The following is a 16,822-nucleotide window of genomic DNA, read 5'->3' as shown; positions in this document are numbered from 1 at the left end:
TTCAATTCCAAAGAAATTAAGGGCAATGCGAGAACGAGTGAAACGTTATATTCTTCCAGAAAAAAGAAAACGGCCCAGAAGTAGGACCGTTCGAATTTCAAAAACTCGGTACACCATTAAGTCAAAACATGCTTAACTGAATGGTGTTATCGCTTATTGCGGGGCTTTTTTGTATCTGTAATTTATTCAACGTCATTATGGATAAAATGTTCCATATTAATTGGGTCGTTTCTCTCTTTTTCTATTGCCGTATTTTGCGCACAATTACCTCATCGAAAAGCAAATACCTTTGCTTATATGTTTTCAACCCGAGATAGGGGAAGTTTATGACTCAAGATATTACTCATTACGCAAAAAATAGACAGTCAGCTAAAGCGTACAATCCAACTAAAAAGATCTCTGCTGACAATATTGAAAAAATTAAAGAGTTACTTAGATTTAGCCCTTCAAGTGTTAACTCACAACCTTGGCATTTTATACTCGCGTCTAGTGACGAGGCTAAAGCCAAAATAGCTAAATCAACAGAGCGTTTATTTCCATTCAATAAAAAGTCAATTTTAGATGCATCACATGTACTCGTGTTTGCTAGTAAGTTAGATATTGAACAAGACTATTTATTACGTGTTTTAAAGCAAGAAGAAAAAGACGGTCGTTTTGTAGCAGACCCAATCGCATTTAAAGAGCGCATGCATGGTGGCCGTAACATGTTTATTAACTTGCACAAACAAGATTTTAAAGACGTACAGCATTGGATGGATAAGCAAGTTTATTTAAACCTAGGCGCATTTTTACTGGGTGTATCTACCTTAGGAATTGATGCAACGCCAATGGAAGGAATTGAAGTTAGCGTACTTGATGAAGAATTTGGTTTACGCGAAAAGGGTTATTCAAGCTTGGTTGTTGTGCCTTTGGGGTATAGCGATGATAAAAATGACTTTAATGCCACTCTTCCAAAGTCGCGTTTAGAGTATTCAGAAATTTTAACTGAAGTTTAATTTTTACTTACTGCATTAGCTTAACTGATGCAGCGCTAATCTCTTTGGAGTTAATTATGATCACGCAAATAGTTAAATTTAATATTAAAGACGAATACATCAATCAATTCAAAGCGCTGCTTGAAGATGACAAGCAAGGCGGCAAAGCCGAAACTGGCTTACTAGAAATGCGTTTATATCAGGATAAAAATACACCTGGAGTATTTTTTGCCTACGAACGTTTTGAAAACCAAAATGCGGTTAATTACCACGGTGCACAGCCTTATACGCAAGCTCTATTGCAAGCATTGCCTAATATTAGCGAGTCTGCACCAGAAGTTATGAACTTAAAAGAGACAACGCCAGCACCTTTGCATGAGCGCAATCTTAAAACGCCAAACTCACAAGACGATATATTTATTATCTTCTTTATATTCAAAATTAAATTGCAGTATAGAGCGCAGCTTTTAACCCAGTTTGAAACTCATATTACACAAACGCGTAGTCAAGAAGAGGGTAACCTTATATTTGATTTATACACAATTGAAGGCCAAGACGACACGTTAGCAGTGTATGAGCATTGGCGTAAAGAGTCAGACGTATGGGATATTCACTTTAATCAACCATACGCAATTCAAACCGGTAAATTAATGCATGAAGCCGTAGTAGGCGACCTCGAGCAATATATGAGCTTTGTAACTGAGCTATAAAGTACTTTTTGTAATTTATAAAACTACTTCCCGTTTAGCAAATAGCAGAAGTGACGCTATTTGCTTTTTTTGGTAGTTAAGCTAAATGCTTAGCTACCTTTTTTATTTTGGAAATACCATGAAACCATTTTTTATCAGCGTTAGCTTTTTAGCCTTATTTACACTTAACTCAGCGGCCTTCGCAGCTCCAACTGAAAATGTAATAGAACAATATGGTTTTCCGCTTGCGTTAGTTAATCAGGTGTATACAGGCGATATTACACCTGCAGAAATGCTTAAAAAAGGTCAATTTGGATTAGGGACTGCCGATAATTTAGATGGTGAGCTTGTTGCGCTCAACGGTGTGGTTTATAAAATAGAAGTTGATGGCTCATTAATTAAGGCTCCAGCTAATTTAGCTGCGCCGTATATGACAATGTTTAAGTTTAATCCAAATAAGCGTATTACTTTAAAAAATGTGAGTTCGTTAGCGCTATTAGGTGAGAAACTTAAAGCAACTATGAGCTCTAAAAATAGTTTTTATGCTTATAAAATTACAGGCACATTTAATTATTTAAAAATGGCTTCTGCACAAAAAGTTAAAAACGACAGTGTTCCGCTTATGGAGTATTTAAAAACGCGAGTTATGTACACTAAGCAAAATATTAAAGGTACTTTAGTGGGGCTATATACACCAGAATATTTAGGCAACATTAGTATTCCGGGAATGCATTTTCATTTTGTATCAAACGATTACAAATTAGGTGGGCATTTAGAAGGCATTAGCTTTGATAAAGTGACTGTTGAAATTGAAGAAATAAATAAAATTAATTTAACTCTTCCTCAAGTTGAAAAATTCAGAACTATCGAATTAAAACAAGCCGCTGTGCCTGCTGCAAATAAACACAAGTAATAAGTTTAAAACGTATTAAATGCCAATGTTGGTTAAACACCTCATTGGCATTTTTTATTTTTAGTATTAAAAAGTGCTGAACATTTACTTATTTTTACCGTATAACTGGCTATTATGTTAATTCATCGCTAGCTATGTAATGTTATGTAAAGTAGGTTGAGCAAAATTTGTCAAAGTGCTTGAATTAACCTCATAAATAGCAGTAATTCAGGTTTAATTATGATTTGGCAATGCAAGCCAACCCTATTGGCAATTAGTGTGATGCTGCTTAGCGGCTGTGCGAGTGATTTAAACCCGTCGCAGCGCATGCAAGCGCCCAATAATATACCACAGCAATGGCAACAAGAAGCATCAAGCTCGGTATTAAAAGTACAAGAGCAATGGCTTACACAATTACAAAATCCTACGCTTAATAAATTTGTACAACAAGCACTTAAAAACAATCAACAGCTTTTGCAAACGAGTTACGATGTAGAGATTCAAAAACAACAACTTATAGTATCTGGCGCGGCACTCTGGCCAAGCCTCGATTTATCAACACGTACAAGCCGTAGTAAAGACAACCGCCCTGTAAGTTATAATAACGCGAGCTCTGTAAGTTTAGATTTAACTTATGAAGTCGATTTATGGGGTAAGCTTTCTGATTCAAAACGCGAAGCTAATCTTAATTACTTAGCGCAGCAGGCTAGGTTTGAGCAAGCTAAACAACAGCTTGTGGCTGATGTGGTAACAGGTTGGTTTGATGTTGTAACGTCGCAACAACTACTCGATTTATTTAAACGCAGAGAAGCGAATGCTCAGCAAAGCCTTGATATTATAGAATCGGGTTACCGCCAAGGTATAAACGAAGCTCTCGATGTTTATCTTGCCCGTAATGAGCTCAATACTGAGCGCGCTCGTATTGCTACTCAAACAGCGAACCTATCGGCCTCAGCACGCGTACTAGAACGTTTGCTAGGTGAATACCCAAAGGGTGCCATTACTGCTAGTAGCGACTTACCCGTTATTAATACTGATATCCCACTAGGCTTACCTTCTGAACTTATAACGCGTAAACCCACATTGCGTGCTAGCTGGTATGAACTTTTAGCTACCGATGCATCACTTGCGTATGCGCACAAACAACGCTTTCCAAGTTTAAATTTAACAGCTAGCTTAAGTGATAGCACCGACAGAGTAAGCGATTTATTTTCCCCTTCAAGTCTTGCATGGTCATTATTAGGTAGTATTTCAGCACCGCTTTTTGAAGGCGGACGCTTAAAAGCGAACGAAGAAATAGCGCGCCTTAATACCCAAAAGCAAGAGCAGCTTTATTTACAAACGCTTTACGATGCATTTGGCGATGTTGAAAATGCAATTTCGCAGCAGCAGTCTCTTAAAGCGCAATATAGCAGTACTCTTGAAGCGCAAGAAAACGCGCTTGCAGCAGAGCAGCTTTCGTTTGAGCAGTATCAAAGTGGCTTGGTAACTTATACAACGGTACTTGATGCTCAAGACCGTTCTTTTGACGCGCAAAGTTCTTTAATTGAAATCAAAAATCAATTAATAGCTAACAGAATTAACTTACACATTGCCCTTGGTGGTGATTTTGCAAAACCCTCAAGTGAACTAAAGAGCAATAACGATGAAAACTAAAACTACAAAAATTTTAATCCCCGCCGTAGTTATCGTGGCAACCTTATTAATTGTTATGTTTATCAAGGGCAACCCACCTGAAGCTAGGCGTTCAGGTAAGCCACCTAAAGCAATAATAAGTGTTTCAGCACTTGAGCTAAAACCGCAAAACTATCAAATTATGATAGACAGCTATGGCACGGTAAAGCCGCGTACTCAAAGCTTACTTGTCGCGCAAGCATCAGGACAAATAATACAAGTAAGTGATGAATTTAGAGAAGGTGGTTTTTTTGAAAAAGGCGATGTGCTTTTAAAGTTAGATGATAGAGACCATCAAGCTGAAGTTAAATCAGCGCAAGCTAATTTATTAAGTGCAGAGCAAAGCTTACTTGAAGAAAAAGCTCGTGGCCAGCAAGCCATAACTGATTGGCAGCGTTTAGGTGGCTCTGAAAATGCCAGCAGCTTAGTGCTACGAGAACCACAATTAGCAGCCGCTGAAGCTGAGGTTTTATCAGCGCAGGCTACACTTGAAAAAGCACAGCTTGATTTAGAGCGTACAAAAGTAACTGCGCCTTACGCTGGGCGTATACTCAGTCGCAGTGTTGACTTAGGGCAAGTAGTGAGTAATAACACGCAACTTGCAACTATTTATGCAATCGACAGCGTAGAGATCCGCCTACCTATTAAAAATAAAGATTTGTCGTTTGTTAACCTACCAGAGCAATACCGTGATGGCGCTAAAAACCAAGCTGGTTCTTTAGTTGAGTTTACCTCTGATTTAGTAGGAGAGCAGCAATGGCAAGGGCAGCTCACACGTACTGAAGGCGCTATAGATGAAAATGCACAGCAGCTTTATGTCGTTGCTAAAATTGATGACCCATACAAAGCGACAGCTAATAATCAATATCCTATAAAAATAGGACAATATATAAAGGCGCAAATTACAGGTAAAACAGTGTCTAATGCACTCATAATTTCCAATAGCACAATTTACCAAGGTACTTATGTTTACATTGTTGAAGATGGTGTACTTAAACGTAAAGACATTTCACTTGCTTGGCAAAACGCTACACAGGCAATGATCAAAACAGGCCTAACTGCTGGCGATAAATTGGTGCTAACACCACTTGGACAAGTTAGCTCAGGTACTCAAGTGAGTATTTTAGGTGAGCAAAATGCAGAGCAAACTAAAGGGAAAAGTGCGCAGGGGCAAGGTCGAGGAAAACGCATGTCACAAGAGCAGCTTGAGGAAAAAGCAAAAGAGCTTGGTATTAGCGTTGAAGAGTTAATGAAAAAGCGCCGCGCTGAAAAACAAGGAGGCAGATCATGATAGCTTGGTTTACTAAAAACCATGTTGCTGCCAATTTATTATTAGTAACATTATTATTGTCGGGGCTTTTTAGTTTATCAAATAAGATACCGCTTGAAGTTTTTCCGTCTTTTGAAACCGATATGATAAGCGTAAATGTAAGCTTATTAGGCTCAACACCAGAAGATGTAGAGCAAGGGGTGACTATACGTATAGAAGAAGCAGTTCAAGACTTAGAGGGCATTAAACAAATATTTAGTCGCTCATCAGAAGGTTCTGGCTCTGTTACTATCGAAGTCGAAACGGGCTACGACCCTCGTGAATTACTCGCAGACATAAAAAGTCGCGTAGATGCCATTAATACCTTTCCCGCAGATGCTGAAAAGCCTGTAGTAGCACTTGCTGAGCGCATTAGAGATGTAATCGCTGTTACTGTATCAAGCGTTTATGGCGAAAAAGAAACCCTTGAATACGCCGAAAAAGTTCGGGATGATATTTTGCGTCTACCCAACGTAACGCAAGTAGAGCTAAGTGGTGTTCGTGATTACGAAATTGCTATAGAAGTAAGCCAAGATACCCTTCGTCAGTACGATTTAAGCCTTGCAGAAATATCTAGCGCTGTCGCTAATTCTAGTAAAGATATTTCTGCCGGTAACTTAAAAACGCAAGGGGGAGATGTACTTATTAGCTCTAAAGGGCAAGCTTATCGTAAAGATGAATTTGCCAGCATTGTGGTAAAAAACCAAGCTGATGGCACCATTATCCGCCTTGGGGATATTGCATTAATTAAAGATGACTTTGAAGAAACGCCAGTGCGTACTCGCTTTAATGGTAAGCAAGCGGCCTTTATTGATGTGTACCGTATTGGTCCGCAAAGCGCGATAGCAGTTGCGGATGATGTAAAAAATTACATTAAAGAGGAGCAAAGTTCACTCCCTCAAGGTTTTGAGCTAAGTTATTGGGATGACGACTCAGAGCTTGTTAAAAGCCGTATTTCTACTCTTACTACCAACGCTTTACAAGGCGGTATTTTAGTACTGGCTTTACTGACTTTATTTTTACGCCCTGCAATTGCATTTTGGGTGTTTATTGGTATTCCGGTTTCGTTTATGGGCGCGTTTATAGCGATGCCTATATTTGGCGTAACGCTTAATATTATGAGCCTATTTGGCTTTATATTAGTGCTGGGAATTGTGGTAGATGACGCCATTGTGACCGGCGAAAACGTCTACACCCATTTAAAAACAGCTGAGTCGGGCGAACAAGCTGCAATTTTAGGTACTCAAGAAGTAGCAACACCAGTAACATTTGGTGTATTAACCACCGTAGCTGCATTCCTACCTTTGGCCTTTATTGAAGGGGCACGTGGAGCACTGTTTGCACAAATTCCGGTAGTGGTTATCCCGGTATTACTATTCTCATTGATTGAATCTAAATTTGTATTACCGGCGCATTTAAAATATATAAAACCGCGCCACGAAAAAGGCGAACCTTCAAAATTTGATGCTATTCAACAGCGTTTTGCAGATGGATTTGAAAACGCGATTTTAAAATACTATCAACCGACTTTAAATTTAGCACTGCGTCATAAATTGGCATCGGTAAGCTTGTTTATAGGTATATTTGTAATAATTTTAACTATGGTCACCAGTGGTTGGACTAAGTTTGTGTTTTTCCCACGTATCCCAAGCGAAACGATAAAGGTAGAGCTTACGTTACCTACCGGCACTCCGTTTGAAGTGACTAATAAATATGTGATTGATATGTCGCAAAAAGCGCAGCAATTGCAAGAAAAATACCGCGACCCAGATACAGGTGAAAGCGTTATTTTAAATATCTTAGCAACAACTGGCGGGCGAGGAGGTGTTTCTAATTCAGGCTCTGTGCGCTTTGAAATTACACCTGCTGAAGAGCGTGAATCAGACATAGGTTCTAGTGAGCTTGCAAGTGAGTGGCGTGATTTAATTGGGATTATACCAGGGGCAGAAAGCCTCACGTTCAGAGCTGAAATAGGGCGAAGCTCAGATCCAATTGATGTGCAGCTAAGCGGTACCTCGTTAACTATTTTACAAGATGTAGCTGATCATATTAAAACACGCTTGGCGACTTACCCAACGGTATTTGATATTGCAGATAGCATGTCTGACGGTAAAGAAGAGTTACGCATAGAGCTGACCGATCAAGGCTTAGCGCTTGGATTAAATAGATCCGATGTTGCAGGGCAGGTGCGCAGCTCGTTTTATGGCTCGCAGGTACAGCGTATTCAACGTGGTCGCGATGATGTACGTGTAATGGTGCGTTTACCTATTGATGAACGTCGCTCAGTTGCTGATTTGAAAAACATACTAATAGACACCCCTTCAGGTGGCTCAGTACCGTTATCACATGTGGCTACACTAAGCGCAGGGCAAAGCCCATCGACAATAAACCGTATAGACCGCTACCGTACTTTAAATATTACCGCCGATATTGAAAAAGATAACACCAACATGACGGTGCTTCAGGCCGATTTAGCTGAGTATTTAGATGGTTTAATGCAGCAATACCCAGGTGTTGATTACAAACTCGAAGGTGAAGCTAAAGAGCAAAGAGAGTCGTTTGGCTCGCTTGGCTGGGCGCTCATTTTTGTGTTCTTTATAATTTATGCATTATTAGCTATACCGCTTAAATCGTACATGCAGCCAATTATTGTAATGAGTGTTATTCCATTTGGAATGATTGGTGCAGTGGTAGGGCATTGGATCATGGGCATGGATTTAACCATTATGAGTTTGCTAGGCATGCTTGCACTAATTGGTGTTGTAGTAAATGACTCACTGGTTTTAGTTGATTTTATTAATAAAAAACGCAGTGAAGGCGGCGCTATAATTGACGCAGTTAAGACTGCTGGTGCATCACGCTTTCGTCCTGTAATGTTAACCAGTTTAACTACATTTATAGGCTTAATGCCGCTATTATTTGAAAAAGCGACTCAGGCGCAGTTTTTAATACCAATGGCGGTAAGTCTTGGGTTTGGGATTATTTTTGCGACCTTTATTACCTTATTGTTAGTACCAATAAATTACATGCTAATGGAGCGTTTTCAAGGTTGGTTTAAATAATATAAACCATATAAACGTATTGTGATGATAAAGCTGTGGGTAAGTAATTGCCCGCGGCTTTTTTATTAGTTAAAAAGCATGACGGTAATTGCAGGTAAGTGAATAAAAAGATTAAGTAAAGATGGGATTAAAACGAGAGTTTTATTAAAAAGGTGTTCCCCAAGATACGGTACTCGGTTTCAGTCCTGAAACCAGAAGGTTTCAAGGCGGGAATCTGCGGTTTACCGTAGGCTTCTCGGTACATGCCGAGCCTGCACAATAGTAGACGAACAAAAACCCTGGTATAAAATTTATCGGCTCAGGGACTTAACTAAGCTCCGGTACCCCAGGGAACAATTTAAGTATATAAGACATAATCCAATCCTTAAACCCCAAACGTAAAAAATTAAACTGTTCGCTTAGTTTTTCCACACCTTTAACGCACTATTTACTTTATCGCATGGTTTTTGAGCTTGATCATACAATTAATTGGAGTTGCTTTTTATCGAGTGGTAGCATTGCCTTAACTTGCAAAGCGAAGATTCGATTATGAACGATTTACCAGATTACGAAAAAGCTCAACTGCTTTTAGAAAAAAACGAAATATTTGTATCACCGGCCGAAGCGCATGGTGTAATTAGTGGTTTACTTGCGTGTGGTTTAACCATTGATGACAAAGAATACTTAGGCCTTTTGAGCGATGTGTTTAACGATGGTGAGTCGTTTAGTAACGATTTAAAGCAGTTTTTTGGCACTATTTATAAGCAAGTAGTGGCTAGCTTTAATGATGATGAATTTCAGTTTGATTTATTTTTACCAAGCGACGACGAAACACTCATCGATCAGGCTAATGGCCTCGTATCATGGGTAGCAGGTTTTATGCTTGGCTTTGGCCTAAAGCAAAAAGACTACGGTAAGTTATCGAGCGATGTTAAAGAAGTGATTACTGACTTTAGCGAAATTACTCGCCTAGATACTACCTTTGAAGAAACCGAGGAAGACAGCCAAGCGCTGCACGAAGTGATTGAATATGTGCGTGTATCAGCACTACTTTGTTTTGCAGAGTTAGGTAAAGAGCAGAGCACGCAAAGCACTAAAAAAACACTTCATTAAGCATTCACTTTTAAAAAAGTAAAACGGGTTAGTTAATAATGGTTGAAGTACAAAAGTCAGAATTTAAAGCACGTCGCGAGCGTTTACTTGCTCAAATGGATAAAAATAGCGTTGCTATTATTCCCGCTGCGAGCGAAGTGACGCGCAGCCGCGATACCGAATATGCATTTAGGCAAAATAGCGACTTTTTTTACTTAACTGGCTTTAACGAACCCGACGCCGTTTTAGTACTGTGTAATAACAGCGATACACCTAGTACATTATTTTGCCTTGATAAAGACAAACTAGCTGAAATTTGGCATGGGCGCCGTATTGGTTTTGATAAAGCCAAAAGTGACTACCTGTTTGATGAAGCTTACCCGCTGAGTGAATTAAACGAGAAGCTGCTAGATATGCTAAATGCAAAAGATGCTATTTATTTTGCACAAGGCGCCTACTCTTCATTTGATACCAAAGTGTTTTCGTTACTAGGTATGCTTCGAAGTGGCTCTCGAAAAGGACTCAAAGCACCGAGTACTTTAAAAGAAATACGAGGCATTATTCATGAAATGCGTTTGTTTAAATCGCCAAGCGAGATAGATGTTATGCGAGAAGGCTGTGAAATTAGTGCGCGAGGGCACATGCGCGCTATGCGTTTTTCACATGCTGGAGCTACTGAATTTCAATTAGAAGCAGAGCTGCACCATCATTATGCTATGAACGGCGCGCCGCACCCTGCGTACGGCACAATTGTTGGCAGTGGCGACAACGCCAATATTTTACATTACACACAAAATAGCGATGTATTAAAAAGTGGTGACCTAGTACTTATAGACTCCGGTTGCGAGTTACAAGGTTACGCTGCTGATATAACGCGAACTTTCCCCGTAAATGGACAATTTAGCGAACAGCAAGCCGCGCTTTATAATATTGTACTTAAAGCGCAAGAAGTTGCTTTTGATGAAGTTAAACCCGGTGGTTACATGTCGCATGCTAATAAATGTGCAATGGAAGTAATGACCCAAGGTTTGCTCGAGCTAGGTATTCTAACCGGCGACTTTGACGAGCTAATGGCAAAAGGTGCGTGTAAAGAATATTACATGCACGGGCTTGGGCATTGGCTTGGTTTAGATGTACATGATGTTGGCGACTATAAAGTAAATAACGCTGAGCGTGCATTTAAGCCGGGTATGGTACTGACCATAGAGCCAGGGCTTTATATAAGCGAAGACTCAAGCGCACCGCAAAAATACAAAGGCATTGGCATTCGTATCGAAGATAACTTGCTAGTTACCGAAACCGGCCATGAAAACTTGACCCTAAGCGTACCTAAAAAAATTAGCGATATAGAAGCACTTATGCAAAGTGCTAAAAACGTATAAAGCTCGGAGAGTAAAGTGGCTAAGCAGTTTGATGTAGTTATTATTGGCGGTGGTTTAGCGGGAGCAAGCTGCGCATTAAGTGTGGCTAAAACTAATCCCGCGTTAAATATTGCCGTTGTAGAAGCTAATCAAGTAACCGGCGACTACCACCCAAGCTTTGACGACAGAAGCATTGCACTTGCTCAGCAATCGGTAGAGTATTTACAAAGCCTCAATTTATTTGAGAAAAATGCCCTTTACACCGCAGTAATCAAAAAAGTGAGCGTGTCTGATAGAGGTCACTTTGGCAAGGCGCACATTAATTGCGATGAATTTGCTAAGCCCTCACTTGGTTACGTAGTAGAAGTAAATCCATTTGGGCGAGCGCTTCACCAGCGTTTAACGCAGTCAAATATTACGCTTTTGTGCCCCGATAGCGTAACTGCCATTGAGCAAACTCTGCATAGCAATACACTCACCCTACAAAGCGGCAAGCAATTAAATGCAGCACTATTGGTTATTGCTGATGGTGCGCAATCACCCACACGTAATTTACTTGGGCTTGGCTTTAATACCCAGCCTTATGAACAAGGCGCTATTATTGCTAATGTTGAAGTGGCTGGTGGGCATAATAATCATGCCTTTGAGCGCTTTACACAAAACGGGCCTATGGCGTTATTACCCATGAGCAACAACCGTTATTCGTTAGTGTGGTGTATGCGACAAGAGCAGGTTGATCAGCACATGGCACTTAGTGAGCAAGGCTTTATAAGTGCACTGCAAAGCGCGTTTGGTTATCGCGGTGGTCAATTTACTAAAGTAGGCATGCGAACGAGTTACCCGCTCGTTTACGGGCAAGTCGAGTCTTTAACTGCGCACCGTACAGTGGTTATTGGTAATGCTGCACATGCTATTCACCCTATTGCAGGGCAAGGTTTTAATTTAGGCCTTCGCGACGTGCAAGTACTTAGTCATTTAATAGCAAATAGCCAGCACGATTTAGGCAGCTATGCGTTTACACGTGAATATTCAAAAAAGCGCAGTGATGATATAAAAACCGTAATGAGTTTAACAGATGCACTTGTTAGGCTTTTTTCGAACCCATCGAGAGTGCTCGCATTTGGGCGCAGTATTGGGTTGTTTTCGATGGATTTATTTCCCGCATTAAAAGCGCCATTAGCCAAACAGTTAATGGGGCAAGTTAAACAAGGTAGACGTTTATGAAGCAAGCACAGGTTTGTATTGTAGGTGGCGGCTGTGTCGGGCTAACACTGGCACTTGGATTGGCTAAAGCCGATATAAGCGTCGTTGTGATCGACGGGGCACCAACACAAGCGTTACCAACTAACGAATATGGTTTGCGCGTAAGTGCGCTAAGCATTGCGAGTCAAACCTTGCTTGAGCAATTAAACGTATGGCCCGAAATTATCGCACAGCGAGCGTGTGCTTATACGCATATGGACGTACGTGATGCCGACAGCTTTGGCAAAATAGCGTTTAATAACGAGCAACTTGAGCTTGATCATTTAGGCCATATTGTTGAAAACGATATTATTCGCTACGCGCTTATAAAAGAGCTAGAGCAACAACCAAGCACCACACTTATGTTCGATACGCAGTATCAGCAAATACATCAAAGCGAATCTGACGTATTTATAACGCTTAAAAGCGGTGAGCCAATTATTGCAAAATTGCTGGTGGCGGCCGATGGCGCAAATTCAGCTATTCGTAAGCAATTTAATATGGCACTTAGCTTTAAAGATTACGATCACCATGCGCTAGTTGCGACGGTTAAAACCAAAGAGCCACACGCAAATACCGCACGCCAAGTGTTTTTACCAACAGGGCCACTGGCATTTTTACCACTGAGCGATGCCAACACGCATTCAATAGTGTGGTCTACCAGCCCCAACCATTGCGATGAGCTCCTTGCAATGGACAACACTGCCTTTAATAAAGCCGTAATGGCAGCCATAGATAGCCAATGTGGCTTGTGTGAAGTGCAAAGTAAGCGCGCTGCTTTCCCACTTAAAATGCGCTACGCCCAGCAATGGGTTTCAGGCAAAGTTGTACTTATTGGCGATGCTGCACATACTATTCACCCACTTGCAGGGCTTGGTATGAACTTAGGCCTAAAAGATGCTGCTTATTTAATTGAGCTACTCACAAGTGATAGCAAGGAGTTTGCAAGCACTCGCACACTTCGCGATTACGAGCGTACCCGTAAGCTCGATGCGCAAAAGCACATTGCGATGATGCAAGGGCTTAAAGAGTTATTTGAAGGTGCAAACCCGGTTAAAAAACTTATTCGCGGAGTAGGGCTATCATTAGTTGATAACCTAGGCCCAATAAAGCATCTGTTCGCCAAAGAAGCGATAGGCAAGTAACGTAGGTTGGGAAGAGCGAAGCGAAACCCAACGAGAAAAGCAGTAGTTTTAGCTGCCAGCTTTCAGTCAAAGAAAAACCGATGTTTAATTTAAACATCGGTTTTTTGTTTTAAAATGGTTTTGAATATATTAAAAGCTGCGCTTTTCACGCGAGCAAGCTCTGCGTTTACATGCAAAGTTTAACACTGAGCTTAATTTCACCTGTAGGCGTTTAGCTTGCTGACGCGACGAGCGTAGCTCGTAATTACTATCGTTAGTCAAAAAGCGCTTTGCGTCAAATCAGTTATAAATTCTTTTGTGCTTCATTCACCATATCTTTGAGCGCATCAATTAACATTGGATCTCGCGAGTTTTGTTTAGCAAGCTCTAGTGCATGTTTCATACTGGTAACGGCTTCTTTAAACTGTTTGTCAGCAGCGTACCCTTGCGATAATCGCATGTGAGAGTAAGCAGCATTAGGATAATCGCTAGTAAAGTGTTTAAGCGTAGTTATCGCTTTTTTAGTGTTATCAAACTTTTGCTGGCTATGGGCAAATTCTACGTACACATCTTGTGGAGTTTTAAGCTCAAAACCGTACTTATCACTGAGTGCTTGGTAGTAACCGGTAATGAGGGATACATCAGCAAATCTTCCGTGCTCATCAGTAACTTTAAATATTAGGTCACTAAATAAGTTGATTAGGCTATCGCTAAGGGCTGGTAGTATGGTGCCCATATGACTAAAAGCAGGGTAATGTTTATATTCCCATTTTAGCTGCGTAGGCATTTGCTGTTCTAAATTTACTAAAGTATTTAATACACCTGTATAAAAGCGTGACCCTTCACTTGCTACACTAATAAATAACGATTGATCGCCTTTAGGATTTTTAGTGTATTTAATAATATTATTTTTTAACTCTTCATCACTCCACCAACTATTTGGGCTTATAGCTATGTAGTTGTTAAATAATTCAGGCTGATTAACTAAAGTATAAAGCGCTAAAGTACCCGCATTAGAGTGACCAATTAAGGTGTTGTAGCCGTTTGGTGGGTAGTTGCTATTTATATAAGGCATGAGTTCATCAGACACAAACTTTAAAAACTTGTCGGTTTGCCCAGCGTCAGGCCATTTGTTTTTAACAAAAGTTTGAAACTCTGTTTTAGGCTCGCCTTCTACTTTTGGTAAATAATCACGAACACGGTTAGTTGTATCTATACCAACGAGCATTGCGTTAGGTATCTGCTCGTAATCAACAAGGGATTTAATAACACCAGACGCCGTATGAAAGTGCTCAACACCATCAAGTAAATAAATAACATAAAGCGGCTGATCGTCTTTTACAGTGTCAGGTATGAAAATTTTAATGGGTCTATCTTCGTTAAGTATTTTTGACTGCAGAATGACTTTTTTACCAACGGTTATGTCAGTTATAGTGGTTTTTGCGTGGCTTAAAAGCGATGTGCCCAAAGTAAGTATTAATACGAGCGATAATAAATGCTTCATAAATATCCTTATTTAATAATGTGTTGTTCAATAATTGCACGGCTTTAAGCTTGAGTAAATATTTATATTTTAGGGGTGAACGTAGGGCTTAAGTAATTAAAAGCTATCGCTTTTCACGCGAGCAAGATCGGCATCTACAATATATATTACGCTCCGTGCCTAACTTTTACAGTATGCGTGCAACTTACTGACGTGATGAGCGAGGCTCGTAATAATTACCTTTAAACACTTATCTATAAAAGCTTAAAAAACCTGCTTGCTTAATTATCCGTCTAAGCGTAAAATGCGCGCTCATTTCGGCTTTTAAACTATTAATTCCTTGCCTTAAACCGACCGGCCGAAACGGTAGAAGGCTCTATTAACCGTAAGGAATATCCATGCGTCATTACGAAATCGTATTCATGGTTCACCCTGATCAGAGTGAGCAAGTAACTGGTATGATCGAACGTTATACTGGTTCTATCACTGAAGCTGGTGGTGTTATACACCGTCTTGAAGATTGGGGCCGTCGTCAATTGGCTTACCCAATTAACAAGCTTCATAAAGCTCATTATGTTCTTATGAACGTTGAAGCACCAACTGAAGTAATCAGCGAGCTAGAAACTACTTTCCGCTACAACGATGCAGTGCTTCGTAACTTAGTTATCCGCACTAAAACTGCTGAAACTGAAGCGTCTCCTCTTGCAAGAGAAGAGAAGAAAGAAGCACCTGCTGCTTAATTGTTTTGAGTCCTAGCATGGCGTTTAACTGGCGGTAAGTATAAATGGTTAGCCCTTTTATGAATCAGCTGGTTATATCTGGGGTAGTTTGTAAAACTCCCAAGTTTAGCCAAAGCCCTGCAGGCATCCCGCATTGTATTTTTGTTGTAGAACATAAATCGATGCAAACCGAAGCAGACCTTAACCGTAATAGTTACGTGAGGCTTCAGGTGGTTGCTAGCGGAAAGCAAATGCAACAACAGACTCAACATTTGCACGTTGGGCAGGCATTGCAAGTGAGTGGTTTTTTAAATCGCCACGAAGGTCGTAACGGCCTTAGCCAATTGGTTTTGCATGCTCAGCATATAGAAAGAATTATTTGAGGAATTAATCTCATGGCACGTTATTTCAGACGTCGTAAGTTCTGCCGCTTTAAAGCGGAAGGCGTAAAACAAATCGATTACAAAGATCTAGCTACTCTTAGAAACTATGTTACAGAAAGTGGCAAAATCGTACCTAGCCGTATCACAGGTACTAGCGCTAAATTTCAGCGCCAGCTAGCAACTGCTATTAAGCGTGCTCGCTACTTAGCCCTTCTTCCATACACTGACTTACATAAGTAAGCAGCGGATTAACAGTTTTTAAAAGGTGTAGAAACATGCAAGTTATTCTACTAGATAAGATCGCTAACCTAGGTAGCCTAGGTGAACAGGTTGTAGTTAAATCTGGTTTCGCACGTAACTTCCTTTTCCCTCAAGGTAAGGCAGTTCCTGCGACTAAAGCTAACATTGAAACTTTTGACGCTCGTCGTGCAGAACTTGAAGCGAAAATCGCTGAACAGTTAGTTGCTGCACAAGCACGCGCTGAAAAACTAGAAGCATTAGCAGAAGTTACATTAGTATCTAAAGCTGGTGACGAAGGTAAGTTATTCGGTTCAATCGGTACTCGTGACATCGCTGACGCTATCTCAGCTGTTGGTGTTGAAGTTGCTAAGTCAGAAGTTCGTTTGCCTCTAGGTACTATCCGTGAGACAGGTGAATTTGACGTATCAATTTCAGTTCACTCAGACGTAACGGCTACTATTAAAGTAATCGTAATCGCTGAAGCTTAATTTTTAATTAAGCGACAAAAGCCGTGCTATTAGCGCTAACACCATTCAGTTAAGCATGTTTTGACTTAATGGTGTACCGAGTTTTTGAAATTCGAACGGTCCTACTTTTGG

15 protein-coding genes and 1 other RNA gene are annotated in these 16,822 nt (G+C 40.4%); 14 read left to right on the top strand and 2 right to left on the bottom strand.

The genetic code is table 11. From position 1 onward, the window contains the following. The first annotated feature begins 326 nt into the window (after window positions 1–326). The 6 genes from nfsB to I6F53_RS18555 all read left to right on the top strand — a co-directional run bounded on the left by nfsB (window position 327) and on the right by I6F53_RS18555 (window position 8,600). Complete coding sequence (gene nfsB / locus I6F53_RS18580; protein ID WP_166419309.1) at window positions 327–995, top strand: oxygen-insensitive NAD(P)H nitroreductase; 669 nt, start codon at window positions 327–329, stop codon at window positions 993–995. 56 nt (window positions 996–1,051) lie between these two features. Further along, window positions 1,052–1,684, top strand: coding sequence for a putative quinol monooxygenase (locus I6F53_RS18575; protein ID WP_197240705.1), 633 nt, complete (start codon window positions 1,052–1,054; stop codon window positions 1,682–1,684). Between the two features lie 118 nt (window positions 1,685–1,802). Continuing rightward, window positions 1,803–2,576 (top strand): acetolactate decarboxylase, encoded by a 774-nt coding sequence (gene budA / locus I6F53_RS18570; protein WP_197240703.1) that lies wholly within the window; start codon window positions 1,803–1,805, stop codon window positions 2,574–2,576. 219 nt (window positions 2,577–2,795) lie between these two features. Further along, the gene (locus tag I6F53_RS18565) at window positions 2,796–4,211 is read left to right on the top strand and encodes an efflux transporter outer membrane subunit (protein WP_197240702.1); all 1,416 of its coding nucleotides are present in this window, start codon (window positions 2,796–2,798) and stop codon (window positions 4,209–4,211) included. Beyond that, complete coding sequence (locus I6F53_RS18560) at window positions 4,201–5,520, top strand: efflux RND transporter periplasmic adaptor subunit (protein WP_197240700.1); 1,320 nt, start codon at window positions 4,201–4,203, stop codon at window positions 5,518–5,520. Before I6F53_RS18565 ends, I6F53_RS18560 begins: the two co-directional genes overlap by 11 nt. Then, window positions 5,517–8,600, top strand: coding sequence for an efflux RND transporter permease subunit (locus I6F53_RS18555; RefSeq protein ID WP_197240699.1), 3,084 nt, complete (start codon window positions 5,517–5,519; stop codon window positions 8,598–8,600). Before I6F53_RS18560 ends, I6F53_RS18555 begins: the two co-directional genes overlap by 4 nt. Before the next feature lie 152 nt (window positions 8,601–8,752). Here I6F53_RS18555 and ssrS read toward each other — a convergent pair. Continuing rightward, window positions 8,753–8,935: non-coding RNA, 6S RNA (gene ssrS / locus I6F53_RS18550), on the bottom strand. Window positions 8,936–9,128: 193 nt separating this feature from the next. Between ssrS and I6F53_RS18545 the strand changes: the two genes are divergently transcribed. From I6F53_RS18545 to I6F53_RS18530, 4 genes are read left to right on the top strand one after another with little or no spacing between them, the layout of a single operon-like run. Continuing rightward, window positions 9,129–9,692, top strand: coding sequence for a UPF0149 family protein (locus I6F53_RS18545; RefSeq protein WP_007587323.1), 564 nt, complete (start codon window positions 9,129–9,131; stop codon window positions 9,690–9,692). Between the two features lie 38 nt (window positions 9,693–9,730). Beyond that, window positions 9,731–11,053: a Xaa-Pro aminopeptidase gene (gene pepP / locus I6F53_RS18540; RefSeq protein WP_197240697.1), complete on the top strand. Its 1,323-nt coding sequence runs from the start codon at window positions 9,731–9,733 to the stop codon at window positions 11,051–11,053. Window positions 11,054–11,068: 15 nt separating this feature from the next. After that, window positions 11,069–12,256, top strand: a complete 1,188-nt coding sequence (ubiH, locus tag I6F53_RS18535) for a 2-octaprenyl-6-methoxyphenyl hydroxylase (RefSeq protein WP_197240695.1) — start codon at window positions 11,069–11,071, stop codon at window positions 12,254–12,256. Continuing rightward, window positions 12,253–13,419, top strand: a complete 1,167-nt coding sequence (locus I6F53_RS18530) for an FAD-dependent monooxygenase (protein ID WP_197240694.1) — start codon at window positions 12,253–12,255, stop codon at window positions 13,417–13,419. The genes ubiH and I6F53_RS18530 overlap by 4 nt, the downstream gene beginning before the upstream one ends. A gap of 283 nt (window positions 13,420–13,702) precedes the next feature. Here the strand turns inward: I6F53_RS18530 and I6F53_RS18525 are convergent, their stop codons facing one another. Next, complete coding sequence (locus tag I6F53_RS18525; RefSeq protein ID WP_197240691.1) at window positions 13,703–14,902, bottom strand: alpha/beta hydrolase-fold protein; 1,200 nt, start codon at window positions 14,900–14,902, stop codon at window positions 13,703–13,705. A gap of 377 nt (window positions 14,903–15,279) precedes the next feature. Here I6F53_RS18525 and rpsF point away from each other — a divergent pair, with 377 nt between their 5' ends. The 4 genes from rpsF to rplI are packed head-to-tail and all read left to right on the top strand — an operon-like array spanning window position 15,280 to window position 16,711. Then, the gene (gene rpsF, locus I6F53_RS18520; protein WP_166419300.1) at window positions 15,280–15,621 is read left to right on the top strand and encodes a 30S ribosomal protein S6; all 342 of its coding nucleotides are present in this window, start codon (window positions 15,280–15,282) and stop codon (window positions 15,619–15,621) included. Between the two features lie 44 nt (window positions 15,622–15,665). Then, entirely contained in the window at window positions 15,666–15,983 is a 318-nt protein-coding gene (gene priB, locus I6F53_RS18515; RefSeq protein WP_033015549.1) for a primosomal replication protein N, read from the top strand. Between the two features lie 12 nt (window positions 15,984–15,995). Next, window positions 15,996–16,223 carry a 30S ribosomal protein S18 gene (gene rpsR, locus I6F53_RS18510; RefSeq protein ID WP_007378475.1) on the top strand — a complete coding sequence of 76 codons (228 nt, stop codon included), beginning with the start codon at window positions 15,996–15,998 and terminating at the stop codon, window positions 16,221–16,223. 35 nt (window positions 16,224–16,258) lie between these two features. Next, window positions 16,259–16,711, top strand: a complete 453-nt coding sequence (gene rplI, locus I6F53_RS18505) for a 50S ribosomal protein L9 (RefSeq protein ID WP_002962755.1) — start codon at window positions 16,259–16,261, stop codon at window positions 16,709–16,711. Window positions 16,712–16,822 lie beyond the last annotated feature (111 nt).

This window comes from Pseudoalteromonas sp. SWN29, from assembly GCF_015864465.1.
Taxonomy (GTDB): Bacteria; Pseudomonadota; Gammaproteobacteria; order Enterobacterales; family Alteromonadaceae; genus Pseudoalteromonas.
The sequence above is the reverse complement of the archived record's forward strand: the minus strand, read 5'-3'. Positions and strand labels throughout refer to the sequence as shown.